General features: G+C 74.2%; 13 protein-coding genes. 5 read left to right on the forward strand and 8 right to left on the reverse strand.

The genetic code is table 11. The features are described 5' to 3' along the window. Nucleotides 1–79 precede the first annotated feature (79 nt). Nucleotides 80–949, forward strand: coding sequence for a helix-turn-helix domain-containing protein (locus LG395_RS14810; protein WP_225809936.1), 870 nt, complete (start codon nt 80–82; stop codon nt 947–949). Nucleotides 950–1,204: 255 nt separating this feature from the next. On the opposite strand, the gene LG395_RS14815 is transcribed toward LG395_RS14810, so the two are convergent. The 3 genes from LG395_RS14815 to LG395_RS14825 all read right to left on the reverse strand — a co-directional run bounded on the left by LG395_RS14815 (nt 1,205) and on the right by LG395_RS14825 (nt 6,197). After that, a complete protein-coding gene (locus LG395_RS14815; protein WP_225809938.1) occupies nt 1,205–2,977 on the reverse strand; it encodes an FAD-dependent oxidoreductase in 1,773 nt (590 codons plus the stop codon). Nucleotides 2,978–2,994: 17 nt separating this feature from the next. Then, complete coding sequence (locus tag LG395_RS14820; protein ID WP_225809940.1) at nt 2,995–4,923, reverse strand: maleylacetate reductase and hydroxyquinol 1,2-dioxygenase domain-containing protein; 1,929 nt, start codon at nt 4,921–4,923, stop codon at nt 2,995–2,997. Nucleotides 4,924–5,555: 632 nt separating this feature from the next. Continuing rightward, a complete protein-coding gene (locus LG395_RS14825) occupies nt 5,556–6,197 on the reverse strand; it encodes a carbonic anhydrase (RefSeq protein WP_171150187.1) in 642 nt (213 codons plus the stop codon). 207 nt (nt 6,198–6,404) lie between these two features. On the opposite strand from LG395_RS14825, the gene LG395_RS14830 reads away from it, so the two are divergent. Next, nucleotides 6,405–7,658, forward strand: coding sequence for a PP2C family protein-serine/threonine phosphatase (locus LG395_RS14830; protein WP_225809942.1), 1,254 nt, complete (start codon nt 6,405–6,407; stop codon nt 7,656–7,658). Between the two features lie 83 nt (nt 7,659–7,741). Here LG395_RS14830 and LG395_RS14835 read toward each other — a convergent pair whose 3' ends face one another. From LG395_RS14835 to LG395_RS14855, 5 genes are all read right to left on the reverse strand, one after another. After that, nucleotides 7,742–9,556, reverse strand: coding sequence for an asparagine synthase-related protein (locus LG395_RS14835; RefSeq protein ID WP_225809943.1), 1,815 nt, complete (start codon nt 9,554–9,556; stop codon nt 7,742–7,744). A 10-nt stretch (nt 9,557–9,566) separates the two neighbouring features. Then, nucleotides 9,567–10,181: a lasso peptide biosynthesis B2 protein gene (locus tag LG395_RS14840; RefSeq protein WP_225809945.1), complete on the reverse strand. Its 615-nt coding sequence runs from the start codon at nt 10,179–10,181 to the stop codon at nt 9,567–9,569. A gap of 495 nt (nt 10,182–10,676) precedes the next feature. Then, nucleotides 10,677–12,980 (reverse strand): protein translocase subunit SecD, encoded by a 2,304-nt coding sequence (secD, locus tag LG395_RS14845; protein ID WP_225809947.1) that lies wholly within the window; start codon nt 12,978–12,980, stop codon nt 10,677–10,679. A 1,043-nt stretch (nt 12,981–14,023) separates the two neighbouring features. Beyond that, nucleotides 14,024–14,725: a response regulator gene (locus tag LG395_RS14850; protein WP_225810229.1), complete on the reverse strand. Its 702-nt coding sequence runs from the start codon at nt 14,723–14,725 to the stop codon at nt 14,024–14,026. A 2-nt stretch (nt 14,726–14,727) separates the two neighbouring features. Continuing rightward, a complete protein-coding gene (locus LG395_RS14855; protein WP_171150190.1) occupies nt 14,728–15,681 on the reverse strand; it encodes a HAMP domain-containing sensor histidine kinase in 954 nt (317 codons plus the stop codon). 337 nt (nt 15,682–16,018) lie between these two features. Between LG395_RS14855 and LG395_RS14860 the strand changes: the two genes are divergently transcribed. From LG395_RS14860 to LG395_RS14870, 3 genes are read left to right on the forward strand one after another with little or no spacing between them, the layout of a single operon-like run. Beyond that, nucleotides 16,019–16,330 carry a TraR/DksA C4-type zinc finger protein gene (locus LG395_RS14860; protein WP_171150191.1) on the forward strand — a complete coding sequence of 104 codons (312 nt, stop codon included), beginning with the start codon at nt 16,019–16,021 and terminating at the stop codon, nt 16,328–16,330. Between the two features lie 49 nt (nt 16,331–16,379). Next, complete coding sequence (locus LG395_RS14865; protein ID WP_225809949.1) at nt 16,380–16,754, forward strand: TraR/DksA family transcriptional regulator; 375 nt, start codon at nt 16,380–16,382, stop codon at nt 16,752–16,754. Next, nucleotides 16,751–17,584 carry a rod shape-determining protein gene (locus tag LG395_RS14870; RefSeq protein WP_225809951.1) on the forward strand — a complete coding sequence of 278 codons (834 nt, stop codon included), beginning with the start codon at nt 16,751–16,753 and terminating at the stop codon, nt 17,582–17,584. Before LG395_RS14865 ends, LG395_RS14870 begins: the two co-directional genes overlap by 4 nt. Nucleotides 17,585–17,679: the final 95 nt, after the last annotated feature.

Below are 17,679 nucleotides of genomic sequence, written 5' to 3' on the forward strand. Positions count from 1 at the left end.
AGTGATGCCGCGCGCTCTTCCGCCCCCACCGCCACGGTTTATCATTCAACTGCATTCGGTGCCACGAGGAGGTCGCACCATGGCGGAGCTGGGCCTGGCCGACACGGTCGGCATCCTTCGGCAACCCGGCGTACGGACGCGGCACAGCAGTACCGGGCTGGGGTGGGAGCGGCTGTACGTCTCCGTCCAGGAGGAGCAGCCCTATCGTGCCGCCTTCGACCCGGCGCCCACGCACCTGCTGATCCTGCACCTGAGCGGCCCCGTCACCGTGCGACGGGGACGGGGTGCGGTCACCCGGTCGCGGATCATCCCGGCCGGCGGGCTCTTCCTGCAGCCGGCCGGCCGGACCCTCGCCGTCGAACTCGGCGGCACGCTGGAGACGGTCCACGCCTACCTCACCGACGACGCGCTGTGCGAGGCGAACGACGGACGGCCCGTGGCGTTGTCCGAGGAACTCGGCACCACCGACCCCCTGGCCGAGCAGCTTCTGCTCGCGCTGGCCGGCGCGGTGCGCTCGTGGGAGCCCTCGGCCCGTACCTACACCGACCACCTGACCGGGATGCTCGCCGCACAGCTCGCCCGCCGGCACGGCGTGCGGGAAGCCGTGCCGGCGGACCGGCGGCCGGGGCTGTCGGCAGCCCGGCTCGCCGCCGTCCGCGCGCTCATGGAGGAGCGGCTGGCCGAACCGCTGCCGATCGCGGACCTCGCCGAAGCGGCCTCACTGAGCCCCAGCCAGTTCACCCGGCAGTTCCGGGCGAGCACGGGCCGGTCGCCGCACCAGTTCCTGCTCGCCCTGCGCCTGGAGCGGGCCTGCCGGCTGCTGCGCGCCGGCACCGACCCGATCGCCGAGGTGGCCGTCGCCTGCGGGTTCTCCCACCAGGAGCACCTCACCCGGGTGATGCGCGCCCGGCTCGGCACCACCCCCGCCGCGCTGCGCCGCTCGGGCTGACCGCGGCGGCCACGGCCCCGGGTGTCCCAGCGCCGGTGCCCGGCCCGCCCGGGCGCACCGCGGCGCCGTCCCCATGCCCCCGCCCGGCGTGCCCGGCCGATGGCCGATGGCGACGGCGCCGGCATCCGGGTGACGACGGGCGGAGTGTCGAAGGCGAGGGGCCCGAGACACTGCTCCACTCCCCCGTTCGGCACTGGTCCACTCCCCCGCTCGCAGCCGCTCGGCGAGGGTGTCCCGTGAGGACCGGATCCTCCGCTACCGCGCCAGGACGCGGCGGAGCGCGCCGAGGAGTTCCTCCCGCGCCGCCTCGTCGGTCTCGGCGGCGGTAGCCCGGCGCCAGGCGACGTGTCCGTCCGGGCGCACCAGCAGCACGCCGTCCTCGGCGATCTCGCTGACGCGGCTCCACTCACCGTAGGCGTCACGGCAGTCGTCGTCACCGACGCGGACCACGCGCAACGGTACGCCGAGGGCGTCACCGCAGGCCCGCGCGGCCGTGTCCCAGACGCCGCCGGACAGGCCGGTCAGCACGGTGAAGACACCGCGGCCGACCACGTCCAGCGTGGAGACGCGCGCGCCGTCCGCGTCGACCAGCCAGGCGTGCGGCAGCTTGGCGCCCGGCCGGGTCGTCGGCCGGTGCACCAACTCGCGGTCGTCCACCCAGACTTCGGCCGGGCTGTCGTCGGGGAGCACCGCGCCGGAGACGTACCGCTGGTTCATCTCCACGCCGTGCGCGTTGAACTCGTAGTTCTTCAGCTGGATCGCCTCTTCCAGCTGGCGTCTCTTCTTGGCGCCCTCGGACGTCCGCGCCCGTATCGCCGCGATCCCTTCGGCGATGGCCGCCGCGTCGCTGCCGCCGCCGACGCCGAGCACGTCGAAGATCGGCCCGAACTGGTCGCGGCTGAGGTTGGCCCGTTCGACGATCTGCCGTCCCACGGGGGCGCGTTCGGCGGTGTAGCTGTCGAGCAGCGCGGGCCCCGCCTCGCCGCGGATCACCATCGCGAGTTTCCACGCGAGGTTGTACGCGTCCTGGACGGAGGTGTTGGAGCCCAGTCCGTTGGACGGCGGATGACGGTGCACGGCGTCGCCGGCGCAGAAGACCCTGCCGCTCGCGTACTGCTCGGCGCAGGCGTGGTTGACGGTCCACAGCGAGGTCGACGTGATCTCCACCGGCAGGTCCGGATCGCCGACGAGGTCGCGGACGATCGTGCGGGCGGCCTCCTCGTCGACCCGCGGCGGCGGCTGCTCTATGTCGTAACCCCACACCAGCAGCCACTCGTTCCAGGGGCGGACCATGCGGACGAGGCCCATGCCGATGCCTCCGGTGTCCGCGCCGGGCTGCAGCACCCAGTACAGGACGCTCGGACGGTGGGCGCAGTACCGGGCGAGGTCGGCCTTGAAGACGATGTTCATGCTGCCGGCCTTGGCCATGCGGCCGGCGAAGGGCAGGCCCAGTTGCCCGGCGACCGCGCTGCGTCCGCCGTCGGCGCCGATGAGGTAGCGGGCCCGGATTGTGAACTCGTCGCCTCGGACCCGGTCGCGCAGCAGGGCGGTGACCCCGTCCTCGTCCTGTTCGAGGCTGAGGAACTCGGTGTCGAAACGGACCTTGGCGCCGCGGGCCGCCGCGTTGTCGACGAGGATCGGCTCCAGATAGGTCTGCGGCAGGTCGATCATCTCGCAGGGGCTCTTGGCGGAGTACTCGGTGGCCGTCGCGGGGCCGGTGCCCCAGCTGCGGATGCGGCCGATCTCCTCGCCCGTCAGCGCCGTGCACAGCACGGTGTCCCCCATCAGGTGCGAGGGGCTGCCGAGGGCCAGCGCCTCGGACTCGACGCCGAGGTCGCGCAGGACCTCCATGGTGCGCTGGTTGGTGATGTGCGCCCGCGGGGTGTTGGCGAGCCACCCGTACTTCGTCACCAGCAGGGTGCGGATGCCGTAGGTGGCCAGCAGCAGGGCGGCCGAGCCGCCTGCGGGGCCGCTGCCGACGACGAGGACGTCGGTGTCGTAGCCGTCGAGCGGGGCGGTGGTCGTCATGGGTGTGCGCTCCTCGGTCATCCGGCCTGGGGGGCGAGACGGAAGGTGTAGTCGAGCCGGCACCACGGGCCGTCGACCGGACGGCCGTCGGGGGCGGGGCCGGACCCCGGTGTGAAGTCCACGACGAGTTCGTCCTTGACGCCGAAGACGGTGTCGCTGTCCAGGTACGCCCCGCCGGCCACGAACAGCTGCGTGACGAGCCGGCGGTGGCCGGGCGCGTCGAACATGAAGTGCAGGTGGGGCGCCCGGTAGGGGTGGCGGCCGACCGCGTCGAGCATCTGCCCGACCGGTCCGTCCGCGGGAATCGGGTAGTGCGAGGGCAGGATGGACCAGAAGGTGACCCGCCCCTGGCCGTCGCTGCGCAGCCGGGCCCGCAGCACCGGTCCCTCCAGGTCGGGGAGCTGTACGTCGTAGAAGCCGTCCTCGTTGGACTGCCACACGTCCACCACCGCGTCCTTGACCGGCTCGCCGTCGCTGTCCGTGACGCGTACGTCCACCCACAGCGGGGTGCCGTGCAGGCCGCCGGAGATGTCGCTGCCGGACGCGGTCTCGGGCGGGCCCTCCACGTAGAAGGGGCCGAGCACCGCGGACGGGGTGGTGTCGGGGGTACGGGAGTTGGTGAGCAGGTCCACCGCGCTGGAGACGCCGAGCGTGTCGGACAGCAGGACGAACTCCTGGCGGGTCGGACCGCAGATCTGCCCGGTGCGGGTGAGGAAGTCGATGGCGTACTGCCATTCGGCGTCGGTGACGTCGTTGGCCGCGACGAACGCGTGCAGGTGCCGGACGAGGTCGGCCATCAGCGTACGCACCCGGGGGTCGGGGGCCTGCGCGAAGCTGCCCACCACCTCCTCGGTGAGCCGGGCCAGCTTCGCCTCCGTCGAGGGCGGACCCTGCGGGCGGCGCCCCTGCCAGGCGCCGGCCAGCAGCTCACCGATGCCCTCGGTGGTCAGCTCACGCGGATTGGGGTACGGCTTCGCGGCGGCCAGCTCGGCCGCGCGTGCCAGGTCCGACTCGGCCAAGCCGAGCTCGCGCAGCGAGGTGGGGCCGCCCAGGGAGACGATCAGGTCGTACACGCCGCTCGGTGCGTCGGGCACGCCCAGCGCGTCGGCGACGCGGCGCATGACCTCGGGGACGGCGGGCGCGTTGTACGCCATGGCGTGTGCCAGGACGACGGTGTGGGTCTCGGCGTGCGGCAGGCCGAAGCTGCCGCCGAGGGCGTGGCACAGCTTGTGGTGCAGGCCCATGCCGACCGTGGCGAGGCAGGTCCCGGCGAGCCAGGCGGCGTGCAGCAGGCCGGTCCGGGCCTCCGGGTCGGCCGGGTCGGCGGCCAGCCGGGGCAGCGCCCGGGCGATGCCCGAGATCGCGTCGAGGGCCTGCCGGTCCGTCACCGGGTTGGCGTCGGCCGAGTAGAGGGCCTCGACGGCGTGGGCGAGGGCGTTGACGCCGCTCGTCACCGTGAGGGGCAGCGGCAGCGCGAGGGTGAGGTCGACGTCGTAGACGACGGTCTCGGGCAGGATCGCCGGGGAGGACTGGGTGACCTTGCGCCCGTCCCGGGTCTCGCCGAGCACCGGGGTCACCTCGGAACCGGCGTAGGTGGTCGGCACGATCACCTGCGGGAGGTCGGTGCGCAGGGCCAGCGCCTTGGACAGGCCGGTCGTCGAGCCGCCGCCGACGGCCACGATCGCGTCGGCCGAGGCGTGGGTGAGCACGTCGAGCGCCCGCTCGGTCACCTCGACCGGGGTGTGCATGGCGGCGCCGTCGAACTCCGCCACGACGAGGTCGCCGAGCGCCTCGCGGACCCGTGTGGTGGTGCGGGCCTGGGGCCGGCTGGACAGCAGCAGGACGCGGGAGCAGCCGAGCCGCTCCACCTCCTCGCGGAGCCGGCCCACCGTGCCGGATCCGAAGACGACCCGCGAGGGACGGGATGTGTGGACGAACGTCCGCATGGGGTTCTGCCTCCGCCTGTCATCCGGTGTGTGCCGATGGCTTGGATCACCGAGTGTGCGGAGGAGGGAGGCACGTCGTCCTGCACGATGCGCGCGCCGCGCTGCACGAAACACGCGCGTGCGTGCGGGGCCGGTGCACTGGACACGACACGGCCGGGGGCTGTGCGTTCGAGGGCTGCGTGTCCGGGGGCTGTATGTCCAGGGGCTGTGTCCAGGGCCGATGTGCCAGGTACGGCACGCCGGGGCTGTGTGTCCGGGGCCGATGCGCCAGGCACGAGGCGCCGGGGGCGCGTACGCCCGTCGCGGGCGCGGGGTGCCGGGTGTCCCGTCCGGGCCCCACGCCCCCGGGCGCGTGCCGCCGCGCCGGCGGGGACGCCGGGACGCGGAGCCCCAGGGCCCACGCCGCGCGCGCTCCGGCGGGGTGGACCTCGACGGGCGTGACGGGCGCCCGCCGGGTGGCGCACGGTCTCCGTGCACGACCGGGCGCCCGGGAGATCCCGGCGGGTCGGGTGCGCCCGGCGGTGCCGCGGAGCCGACGGTCGGTGAACGCGGCGCGGCCCGGCCCCCGTCAGGTCGGCGCGGGGGCCGGGCCGCGCTTCCCGCGGGCGGTGGCCGGGGCGGTAGCCGGTCGGTCAGGACGCGGCGGGGACCGCCGCGTCGAGGCCGTGGGAGGCGACGAGCTGCGCGCTGCCGTCGGCCAGGCGGTAGCACAGGCCCACCACGGCGGCCTGACCGGCGGCGACCTTCTCGGCGAGCACCCGGGAGCGGTCCAGCAGCAGGTCGACGGTGTGCCTTATGTGCTCGGCGAGGATCTCGTCCGGCTCGACCCGTCCGGCGGCCCGCGCCGCCAGCACGCTGGGGGTCACCCGTTCGACGACGTCACGGACGTAGCCGGCCGGGGTCATGCCGTCCTCCAGCGCGGCGCACGCCGCGCCGACCGCGCCGCACGAGTCGTGACCGAGCACCACGACCAGCGGGCAGCCCAGCACGTCCAGGCCGTACTCGATGCTGCCCAGCACCTCCGCGCCCGCCACGTGGCCCGCGGTGCGCACCACGAACAGGTCGCCCAGACCACGGTCGAAGATGATCTCGGCGGCCAGGCGGGAGTCCGAGCACCCGAACAGCACGGCGAAGGGCTGCTGGGACGGCGCGATCTCCGCGCGGCGGGTGGCGTCCTGGTTCGGGTGGTCGGGGGTGCCGGCGACGAAGCGCTGGTTGCCGGCCAGCAGCAGCTCGAATGCGTCACGGGGCGTCGGGGTCTGGATCTCGGTCATGACCGCAGCTTAGAACCCGGCCCCGGCCGGCGCAGCGCCTGGTCCCCCGGTCGTCGCCGGGTCGGGTGATGCCGACGGCCCGGACACCGGCCCGGGGCGGCCTCGACACCGGGTGCCGGCGGTGCGCGCCGAGGACGGCGGGCGCGGACGCGGGGCGGACCGTAAGTTGAGGGTGGGGGCTGTTGGGGCCGGAAGGGAGCGCCACCGGTGGCATCGCGGGTTGATCACGCGGCGCTGTTCGCCGCCACTCCGAGCCCGTACCTGGTACTGGGCCCGGACCTGATCATCGTCGATGTCAACCAGGCGTACCTGGAGGCCACGGAACGCACCCGCGAGGACCTGCTCGGGCGGCACATCTTCGCCGCGTTCCCCGACAACCCCGACGACCCGGAGGCCGACGGGGTCCGCAACCTGAACGCCTCGCTGCACCGGGTCCTGACCACCAGCAGGCCCGACACGATGGGCCTGCAGAAGTACGACATCCCCGACATGGACCGGCCGGGCGTCTTCGAGGAACGGTGGTGGTCCCCGGTGAACACTCCCGTCCTGGGACCGGACGGGCAGGTGGCCTACATCATCCACCGGGTGGAGGACGTCACCCCCTTCGTCAAGGCCCACCAGGCCGCGCATCCCACCGGCATCCGGGCGGGCCAGTACCTGGAGGAAACCCAGGCGCTGGAGGCCGAGCTGTACTCACGGGCGCGGGAACTGCAGCGGCTGAACGAGGAACTGCGCCAGGCCCACACACGCGAGCGCGAGGTCGCCCTCGCCCTGCAGGAAGCCATGCTCCATGCCCCCGACCTGGCCCAGCACCCCCACGATGTGACCGTTCGCTACCTGCCGGCCACCGGGTCCCTGAACGTGTGCGGCGACTGGTACGACGTCGTGGACATCCCGCCCGACCGGCTCGCCCTCGCCGTCGGCGACGTCATCGGCCACGGACTCCAGGCCGCGGCCGTGATGGGCATGCTCCGCAGCGCCCTGTCGGCGGCCACCCGCGCCCTGGAACGCCCCGCCCAGGCGCTGGAGGTGCTCGGCCTGTACGCCCGGTCCATCGAGGACGCGCTGGGCACCACCGCCGTCCAGGTACTCGCCGACACCCGCAGCCGCCTGATCACCTACAGCAACGCCGGCCACCCACCGCCGATACTCCTCCGCCGCGGAGGCGACCGGGAACTGCTCGACCAGGCCACCGACCCGCCGCTGGGCGCCCGCCCCCAGCACGTGCCCCGCCCGCAGGCCAGCCTGCCCTACAAGCCTGGCGACACCCTGGTGCTGTACACCGACGGGCTGATCGAGCGCCGCGGCGAGGACATCGACGCCGGCCTCGGACGCCTGATCGACGTGCTCGGCGCACACGGTGACCTCGGCACCGAACAACTCGCCGACACGGTCCTGGCACGCCTCGGCGTCTCCAGTGGTGGCCGCGACGACATCGCGCTGATCGTCGTACGCCTCTGACCGGCGCGCAGGGCGGGACCGCCCTTGCCGGTGGACGTCCGGCGACGCGTACCCGGCGCGTGCCGAGCGCGTTCCCGCGGGCCTCAGGAGACCACGCCGACCGGCACGGTCGCGCCGGGCGCGGGAGGAGACTCGGCCGGCAGTCCCTCCAGCCACGCCACCAGAGCCAGCGAGCCGTTCACGCGGTCCCAGGAGGCGGCGTCGCCGAGGCCCAGCTGGGCCTCCCGCACCGCCCGGCAGAGTGTGCCGATGTCGAACATCTCCGCGACGAGCGGATGCCGTGCGCGGCGGCAGAGGTCGACGAGGTCGTCGCCGTGCGCGCGCAGACCGTGGACGTACGGCTCGGTGAAGGGGATCTTGTCCGTCCGGTCGCGGATCCGGGGCGGGAGCAGGTCCGCCATGGCGTCCCGCAGCACCGCCTTCGGACAGCCGGGGCGGAACGTGGCTTCGGCGGGGAGGCGGCGCATCGTGGCGACGACCTCCGGGTCGAGGAAGGGGTGGGAGAGGAAGAAGCCGTTCCGCGGTGCGCAGCGCCAGGACAGCGGGTCGGGCGCGGCGAGGTGGTTGGCCGCGTCGTAGAGCGACCGTTCCGGCGTGGGTCCGAACAGGAAGCGGCTCTCCGTGACGCCGGCCGCGCGGTAGCCGTGCGCCCGCGCGAAGCCGCGTCGCAGCCAGGGCGGGCGCGTGAAGTGGCCGAGGCCTCCGAGGACCGTGCCGCGGTGGGCGAGCCGGGCGACCCGTTCGGCGGTCAGCGGAAACGCCGGCCGTACGACGTGGGTGCGGACGACGTCGCGCACCCCCTGGTCGCTCGACGCCGCCCGGGCCCGCGCCTGGCCCGTCATCTCCCGGAGCCGTCCGGACCGGGCCAGCCGGTGCAGGTGGAAGGGGTTGGCGTCCACCACCGGATCGGCTCCGCATCCGGTCAGGACGGTGTCACAGCCCAGCTCGGCCGCGGCGGCGTGCAGCCTGCTCCAGAAGGGGGCGCGGAAGGCGTGGGCATGGGGCTCGTCGGAGGCCGCGGCGTGGTGCGCGAAGTCGTCGAAGTCGGCCACGTCGTCGGCCTCGACGATCACCGGGCGGGCGCCGGGTGCCAGCGCGCGGACCGCCTCCACCGCCTCCTCCAGGTACGGCCGTTCCCCGGCCAGCTCTCCCTTGCCGAAGCGTCCGGCCAGCAGGATCAGCTCCCCGGCGCCGCCCTCCTGTCCCGCAGCGAGCAGACGGGCCGTGAGCAGCGCGACGCTGCTGGAGTCGGTGCCGCCGGAGACGTGGCAGGCGACCGTCCGGCCGAGGCGGCGCCCTACGGCGTGCTCCAGCGCGCGGCGCAGCTGCCGGCCGGGGCTGTCTCCGTCCGTCACCGCCGGCGCCCCGCCGGTGGTGACGGCGGTGCGGCTCAGCCGGCGGCCTCGCATCCGCCCGGTGACGGAGAGCTCCACCACCTCGCCGCCCAGGATCCGGTGCACCCCGGCGAACGGGCTCAGCTCCGTGTGCGGTTGCGCCATGTTCCCGGTCAGGTACCGGCAGAAGTAGCGGGGTTCCAGCTCCGCCGCGTCGCCCAGGCCGCGCGCCGAGGTACTCACCGCGCTCACCCGGTCACCGGACCGCCGCAGGAACAGGGGGATGCGCGCCTGCCCGTCCCGCATCAGCAGGACGCGGTCCCGGTACACGAGGACCGCGGCGAAGTCGCCGATGCGCAGGGGCGGTTCATGCCCCGGCCGGGCGAAGGCGCCGAGGAGGGCGCGTGCGCCCGCCAGGCGGTCGCGGAACGAGCCGGTCCAGCCGACGACCACCGCCGTGCCGGCCGGCGCGGACACCGTCGTCACGAGTCCCCTTCGGACCATGGCCTCGGCTGTCGTGAGCCGGGGCGCGTCCCCGGCGAACTCGACTCGGAGCGCTTCCACGCCGACGCCCTCAGCACCCGATCGTGAGGACCGGCGCGAAGGCGTGCCCTCGCGGATCGGCGTCCGGGATGCTCAGGCCGGCCGCGGACGTCCAGGCGTGCAGGGCGAACGGGTGCTTGCGCACGCCCACGTGCAGTGCGGCTTCGAAGCCGCGCCGCCGCAGCAGGACGAACGCCGTGACGGCCTCCGTCTTGCAGTCGCCGTTGACGAACCAGCTACCGCGGCTGACCGTCTGCACCGCTCGTTTCAGCCGCGCGACGTCCGCCGGGGACGGGGTGTCCGTTCGGGCGTACTGCGGGGCGACGAGGGGCAGGAGCCGGAGGACGCGGCCGAACCCGAGCGTCCGGATCAGCAGGTGTCCGCCGCGCAGCCAGCGTCCGACGTCGGCGTCCGCATCCGCCGGCCGGCCGGGCGGCGCGCATCCGGCCCGGACGAGGCCCTTGAGCAGCCGGGCGCGCTCCCCGGAGCCTTCGTCGGCGAACCGCTCGACGTCCGCCGTCGCCATTCCGAGGAACCGCGTCCGCTTCCAGTCGGCTATCAGCGCTCCCCCGGGCAGCCCGGTGACACGGCAGTACGGTGAGAGGGTCCGTGTCATGGCCGCCAGGGGGTCGGGGTCCTGTGTCACCGCACGACCTCCCTCACCCCGGTGCACGGCGTCAGGACTGGTACCCGTGACCGTCGTAGTCGCCGCCGCTGAAACCCCGGATCAGACGGCCGCCGCCGAGAAGGACGAGGCCACGCGGCATACGGCGCCGCAGGAATCGGATCAACATCGCCTACCTCCACAACCGGGTGGCGTCGATCAACTCCAGGCTACTCCCGCCCCGATGACTCGCAACCTCGAACGGGAAGGGCGAGCCGATCGCCGACCGGGTGCTCCGGCCGGATCCGCACGAAGTCGGCGTCGCGCACGCTCAACTCGCCGGGCAAGGCCTGCCGTTGCTGATCCCCTCGACCGCTTCCATTCCGTTGGGGCCGCCCGCGCCGCGGTGCGCCCTCCAGTGGGAAGGAAGGGAGTGGACGGGCTTGACCGCAGCGCCACTTGACGTTCCCTCTGTCACGACGCGACCGTCAGGAGGGTGCCACACCGGCGGGGTTCGGGTGGTGACGCCCGTGGTCGTCATCGCCGTACCGAGGGCGGAAACCCACTGGCCGGAAGCGGACCGCGGCGGGGCCGGTCGCGGTGCCGGTGGAGTTCCAGGGCCAACGGTGCGGCGGTGAAGACCGAGGAGTAGGTGCCGACCGCGAGGCCGATGAGCAGGGCCAGGGCGAAGTCGGTGAGCGAGGACCCGCCGAGCACGGCGAGGGCGGTGAGGATGAAGGCGGCGCCCATGCCGGTGTTCACGGTGCGGGGCAGGGTCTGGAGGATCGCCTGGTTCGTGAGGTCGGGCAGCGGTGTCGCGGTGGCTTCGCGCGACGGTCCGGCTGAGCGGACCAGTTCCCTGACGCGGTCGAAGAGGACCACGGAGTCGTTCACCGAGTAGCCGATGACGGTGAGCAGGGCTGCCAGGAACACCCCGTCCACGGGGTTGCCCAGCCAGGCGAAGACGCCGACGAGGATCACCACGTCGTGGGCGAGGGCCGCGACCGCGGCGGCACCGAACAGCAGACGGAAGCGCGCCGCCAGGTAGACGAGCTGCGCACCGAGGGCCACGGCGAGCGCGATCAGGGCGCTCTGGCGCAGCTCCTTGCCGAGGCTGGGGCCGATCAGTTCGTCGCGGACCTTGTCCGCCCCGCCCGCGAGATCGCGTACGGTGCGGGTGACCTCGGCTTCCTCGGCGTCCGTCAGCCGCTCGGTGCGCACGGTCAGGCCGCTGTCGCCGGAGGACTGCACGACGGCCCGGGGGAATCCGGCCTCCGCGAGCGCGGTGCGGGCCCGGTCGGCATCGACGGGGGCGCTGGTGGCGTACTCGACGAGACGGCCGCCGGTGAACTCCACACCCGGTTCCAGGCCCCGCACCGCGATGCCCGACGCGGCCAGGACGAGCACGGCGGCGGAGGTGGCCAGCCAGCGGCGCGGGTGGCGCATGAGGTGGGGGGCGCGCCGGGTGAGCCGGGCACGGACGGCGCCCGTGGTCGCGATGCCGGTCAGCCGCGGCCGGCGGCGCAGGCCGGGGCGGCCGGCGGCGTACTCGGCGAGCACCCTGGTGATCACCAGGGCGCTGAACATGGAGGCGAGCACGCCGATGCCGAGGGTCACACCGAAGCCCCGCACGGGTCCGGACGCGAGGAAGAACAGCAGGGCGGCGGCGATCAGGGTGGTGATGTTGGAGTCGGCGATCGCGCTGAACGCGTTGCGGAACCCGGCCGCCAGCGCCGAGCGGGCACTGGGGCGGCGGCGGGCGGCGTACTCCTCGCGGGCCCGTTCGAAGACCAGGACGTTGGCGTCCACGGCCATGCCGATCGCCAGGACGAAACCGGCCAGGCCCGGCAGGGTCAGGGTGGCGCCGAGCACGGCCAGAGCGGCGTAGGAGACCAGGCCGTAGCAGACCAGGGCCACGGCGGCCAGCACCCCCATCAGCCGGTAGACGGCGATGATGAACAGCGAGGTCAGTGCCGTGCCGATGGCCGCCGCCCAGGCACTTGCCGTGATGGCCTGCGCGCCCAGGGTGGGGCCGACGGTGCGCTGTTCGACGGTCTCGACCGGCACGGGCAGAGCTCCGCCGTTGATGAGCAGGGACAGTTCACGGGCTTCGTCGGGGCCGAAGGAGCCCGTGATCTGCGTGGCGCCGTCGCGGATGCCGGTCCCGCAGGCGACGGACGGGTCGACCTGCGGTGAGGAGATGACCTTGCCGTCGAGGACGATGGCGACCCGCCGCTCCGGGGCGCCCGGCGGGTGGCAGGCGGCCTCGCCGGTCAGCCGGGCCCAGCCGTCACGGCCGGCGCCGGCGAAGCCGACGGTGACGTGCCAGCCGGCGCCGCCCTGCTGGTCGAAGCGGGCGGCGGCCTCCTCGACGTGCGCACCGGTCAGGGCGGCGGCACCGAGGCGCAGGGGCGTACCGGACTCGTCGGGCCGGACGGATTCCCGGGACCGCTTCGGCAGGGGACGGGAGTCGTCGTCCGCGCCGGCGGCGGTGCCGAGCACGGGGTGGAAGGTGAGCTGTGCGGTGCGGCCGAGGACGTCGGCGGCCTTCTTCGGGTCCTGCACACCGGGCAGTTCGACGACGATGCGGTCGTCGCCGGAGCGGACGAGGGTGGGTTCGGCGACGCCGAGCGCGTCGATGCGACCGCGCAGCACCTCCAGGGTGCGGTCGGTGGCCGCGCGGTCGGCGTCGGTGGTGGCGGTGGACCGGGTCTGGAGCACGATCTGGGTGCCGCCGCGCAGGTCGAGTCCGAGGCGGACCGGCACGGTGACGGTGATGTACAGCGATACGGCGATCACGGCGAGGGCGAGCAACGCCCTCACCCGTAGGGAACGGGTCAACGGGAGCCTCCGGCAGGCACACCACGGCCACGGCGCGGGCCGGGCCGGAGGGGGGCCGCGGTCCGGGGGCGGGGTGAGCGGTGAGGGGAAGGAGAGGGAAGAGGGGTGTCAGGTGCCGGGGGCGGCCGGTGGTGCCCGGCCACGGTCACGGGGTGCGTGAGAGTCCGAGGAGGGGACGTGCCAGGTGGATGCCGTGTGCCGCGCCGGGCGGGGCGGGGTGACGTCCGTGCCCTCGGCACGAACGCCGAGTTGGCAACGCGGAGCGGGCTTCTCGCTGTGCTGCTCCTGACGCGGTGCCGCCCGGACGACGCAGACCGTGTCACACCCGTCGTCGGCACGCGGCCCGGGCTCCAGGTGGTGATCCGCTGCCGGCGCCACTACGGCCGGGGCGCCGCCCGGGGGCGCGGGGCCGTACGCGGTCGCGGGGTCGTCCGTGCTTGCGGGGTCGTGCTTGGTTACGGGGTCGTACTTGGTTACGGGCTCGCCCGTGGCTGCGGAGCCGTAGGCGATGGCAGGGCGGCGCGTGTCCACGGGGCCGCCCGTGGTTGCGGAGTCGTACGTGCTCGCGGGGTCGTACTTGGTTACGGGCTCGCCCGTGGCTGCGGAGCCGTACGCGGTCGCGGGGCCACGCGTCACAGCCGGGCCACCCACGATCACGGGACCACCCGTCGTCCCGGGACCACCCCCGGCCGAGGCGCCACCCGTCATGGCAGAGCCACTCGTCGCCGCAGGACCACCCCCGCTCGCGGGGCCACCCGTCATCGCAGGGCCACCCCTGATCGCAAGGCCACCCGGCACCGCAGGGCCACCCCCGATCGCAAGGCCACCCGGCACCGCGGCGCCACCCGCACCCGCGGGGCCGGCCAGGCCCACCGTGGTCAGCAGTGTCAGGACGACGGCGGCCAGTACCGCTCCGGCGGAGAGCCGGGCCTTGCCTCGGCGGGGGGCGGTGCGCGCGGGGTGGTGCATGCCCTCCCCTCTCGTCGTGGTGTGCGGGCGGCGGGTCCGGGGGCAGGCGGCCGCCGGTCGGGTCGGACGGGACGTCAGGGTTCGATCAGGCCGACGCGGATGGCGTAGCGGGTGAGTTCCAGGCGGTCACGCAGGCCGAGCTTCTGCAGCAGGTTGGCGCGGTGCCGCTGGACCGTCTTGACGCTGATGAACAGCAGCTCGGCGATCTCCTTCGACGAGTGCCCCTCGGCCACCAGCTTCAGGACCTCCTCCTCGCGGGGGGTGAGGACCTGCTCGGGGGCTTCCTCGCCGCGTCGGGCCCGGTCCAGGTAGTGGCGGATCAGAGCGGTGACCGCGCCGGGGTACAGGAACGGTTCGTCCCGCATCGCGGCCCGGCACGCGGCGACCAGGTCCCGGTCGGCGACCGACTTCAGCACGTACCCGCTCGCGCCGGCCTTCAGGGCCTGGAAGAAGTACTGCTCGTTGTCGTGCATGGTGAGCATCAGGATCCGCAGGCCCGGTTTGAGGACGGCCAGTTCCCTGGCGGCCTGCAAGCCGGTCATGCGCGGCATGGCGATGTCCAGCACGGCCAGGTCGGCATCAAGGGTGCGGGCCAGGTCGACGGCCTCGGCGCCGTCACCGGCCTCGGCGACCACCTCCAGGTCCGGTTCCTGGTCGAGGATGAGCCGCACACCCCGCCGGACCAGCGCGTGGTCGTCGGCGAGCAGGATGCGGATCGTGCTCCGGGAGGCCGTCCGGGTCGGTGTCCCCGCCGGGGGCGTGGTGGCGTCGGGCATGGTCACGGCTGCTTCCTGGGAGCGGACGCGGTGAGCTGGACCCGGGTGCCGGTACCGGGCGCCGGGGTGATCTCGAGGCTCCCCCCGATGAGCAGGGCACGCTCGCGCATGCCGCGGATGCCGGCGCCTTCGCGGGGCGCCTTGATGCCGGAGCCGTCGTCGGTGACCGTCAGCACCACGCTGTCGTCGGCGTGGCGCAGGGCGACCGTGACCCGCCGGGCGTCCGCGTGACGGGCGACGTTGGTCAGCGACTCCTGGGCGACGCGGTAGAGGACGAGTTCGGTCTCCGGCGCGAGGGCGGGCAGGTCGGCGTCGAACCGGCGGCCGACCCGCAGCCCGGTGTGCGTGGCGAAGTCCTCGGTGAGCGAGGTCAGCGCACTGACCAGCCCGAGGTCGTCCAGCACGCCGGGCCGCAGCCGGCGCACCAGGCGACGGACCTCGTCGAGGCTCTGCCGGGTGATCTCCTGCGCCTCGTGCAGCTCTTCCCGCAGTGCCGCCGGTGCGTCGTCCGCGGCCCGCTTCAGTCCCAGCAGGATCGCGGTCATGCTCTGGCCGACCTCGTCGTGCAACTCCTGCGCGATGCGGCGGCGTTCGGCCTCCTGCGCCAGCAGGGCGCGGGCGCTGCTGGTGGCCCTTTCGTGTTCCAGCCGCTCCAGCATGGCGTTGAACGTGCGGATCACCTCGGCGACCTCGCCGCCTCCGGATGCCGGCAGACGCTGGCCGGGGCGCAGCAGGTCCACGGTGGTCATGAGCTTCGTGAGCCGGTCGAGCGGGGCCAGTCCGAGCCGCAGCAGCACGGCGTTGGCGACGAGCATCACGGCCATACCGCCGACGAGGATGACCGCCTCGGTGAGGAGGACCGGCACGGAGACGGTCACCGGGGCCCACAGGAGCAGCGCGGTCGCCGTGCCCAGCACGACGGCGTTCAGGGCGAAGATCCGCCAGAACAAGGACACCGGTCCTACGCCTCTCCTTCTACAGCCTCGGCCCACCTCCGCTGTCGGCCGTCGCGCCGCCCCGCCGCGTCCACGGTACCGGGGCGCTCGGGTGCGCCTGTGGCCAGCGTCCCCCGTCGCGGGTGCCGCGTCGATGGGGCCCGGACCCCATTTCCGGGGGCGCGCACCACCCATGACCCTGCCGTATGGGTCCCGCGCCCCGGCGTAGATGGGTCCCGCGCCCGATAGGTGTCCGCCGCCGGCCCGGCCATGGTGGGAGGCACACGATCACCGCCGACGACGGGCGTGCGGCGCGGCGACGCCGCCGCGCCGTGGGCCGCCGCGAAAGGAACCGACCATGTCACTCGACGTCACCCGGGCCGAACCCCATCGGGACGAGGCCCGACGGCACCTGGAACACGCCCGTGTGTCGCGGCTGGCCCAGCTCCAGGCACTCGACGAGACCGTGCACACCACGGACGCGTACCTGCTGACCGAGCAGAAGTCCGCCATGAAGCGGGTCCTGAGGGAGATCGAGGAGGCCTTCACCCGTATCGACGAGGGCTCCTACGGCACCTGCCAGGACTGTGCCAAGCCCATTCCCGCGGAACGGCTGGAGATCCTGCCGTACACCCGCTACTGCGTCGCCTGCCAGCGCCGCGCCACCTGACCACCGCCCGTCACGCCGCCCTCCTGCCTCCTGCCCCCGAAGGGGTGAAGTGGTGAACCACCAGACCATCGGCCAGAGCACGACACACCTGTCGGCCGAGGACCTCGCAGCACTGCGCCGGCACCTCAGGGAGCAGCGCGTGTTCCGCCGGGAGCAACTGCTGCAGCTCGCCGGACCGGTCACCTCGCGCGCCGAGGACCGGCTGCAGCGGCAGGCCGCCGCGCAGATCGAGGTACGCGTCAAGCTCGCCGCGTCCGCCCGCATGGTCCTCGCCGACGTCGAGGCGGCCCTGCGGCGCATGGACGACGGCTCGTACGGCGCCTGCCACCTGTGCCGGCGCCCCATCGACCGGGAGCGGCTGATGATCGTGCCGCAGTGCCGTTACTGCGTGCGCTGCCAGCAGGTCAGGCAGGCGGTCCCATGACCGGCACCGACCACGACCGTGCCACCGCTGCCCGGCACCTGCCCTGGCCGCTGTGCCGGCGCTGCTGCGGCGTCGCCCTGGACATGGGAAGCGTGCGCACCCGGGCCTGGATCGCCGGAAAGGGTGTGGTCGTCGACGTACCGTCCGTGACCTTTCCGGGCTCGGGCGCGGTGCACCCCATCCAGCGCGGCACCATCATCGACACCGCGGAGTGCGCCCGCATGCTCCACCGCCTGCTCGCCCGCCGCCTGCCGCGTGGTGCCCGCCCCATGGTCGTCGTCACCGCGCCCGTGCTCGACGGCGTCGCCTACCGCGCCCAGGCCCGCAGCGCGGTCGACGTGCTCCGCCCGCTCAGTGTCCTGACCGTGCCCGGCGCCCGGGCCGTCGCCGTGGCGGCCGGCGCGGACACGTCCCGTCCGCTGCTGGTGGCGGACATCGGCGCCCACCTCACCGAGGTGGTGCTGCTGGCCGACGGCGACATCACCGACGCGCGCCGCACCGCCCTGGGCACCGGCGATCTGGAGGACACGACCACGCCCGGGGAGATCGCCGGGGCGGTCGCCTCGATGCTGACGGCGATGCTCCGGCAGGACCGCACCTCGCTCGCCGCCGACGCGGCGCACCGCGGCGTCCTGCTGGCCGGTGGAGGCGCGTTGCGTCCCGAGATCACCCGCCGTCTCAGCGAGCGGTGGCACCTGCCGCTGCACGTGGTCCCGGCGCCGCACACCGCAGCGGTGCGCGGCGCCGCCAAGCTTCTGCAAGCCGCCCACACCCACCCCTCCGCGTGCGGTCGCGAGGCGGCGGAGGGAGTCGACTCGGCGCGTCGGTGACCGACGGCGAGGTGGCAGGCGACGTGCCGGTCCCGGTGGACCCGGGACCGGCACGTGGCCCGGGGCGCACCGCGAGACACACTCCCAGGCCCGCG

This window comes from Streptomyces spinosus, from assembly GCF_020400655.1.
GTDB classification, from domain to species: domain Bacteria; phylum Actinomycetota; class Actinomycetes; order Streptomycetales; family Streptomycetaceae; genus Streptomyces; species Streptomyces argyrophylli.

Excerpts from the sequence above, each read along its gene's own strand:
- LG395_RS14870 (WP_225809951.1), top strand. The coding sequence starts at position 16,751 with ATGACCGGCACCGACCACGACCGTGCCACCGCTGCCCGGCACCTGCCC.
- LG395_RS14825 (WP_171150187.1), bottom strand. The coding sequence starts at position 6,197 with ATGACCGAGATCCAGACCCCGACGCCCCGTGACGCATTCGAGCTGCTG.
- LG395_RS14815 (WP_225809938.1), bottom strand. The coding sequence starts at position 2,977 with ATGACGACCACCGCCCCGCTCGACGGCTACGACACCGACGTCCTCGTC.
- LG395_RS14820 (WP_225809940.1), bottom strand. The coding sequence starts at position 4,923 with ATGCGGACGTTCGTCCACACATCCCGTCCCTCGCGGGTCGTCTTCGGA.
- LG395_RS14850 (WP_225810229.1), bottom strand. The coding sequence starts at position 14,725 with ATGCCCGACGCCACCACGCCCCCGGCGGGGACACCGACCCGGACGGCC.
- LG395_RS14810 (WP_225809936.1), top strand. The coding sequence starts at position 80 with ATGGCGGAGCTGGGCCTGGCCGACACGGTCGGCATCCTTCGGCAACCC.
- LG395_RS14860 (WP_171150191.1), top strand. The coding sequence starts at position 16,019 with ATGTCACTCGACGTCACCCGGGCCGAACCCCATCGGGACGAGGCCCGA.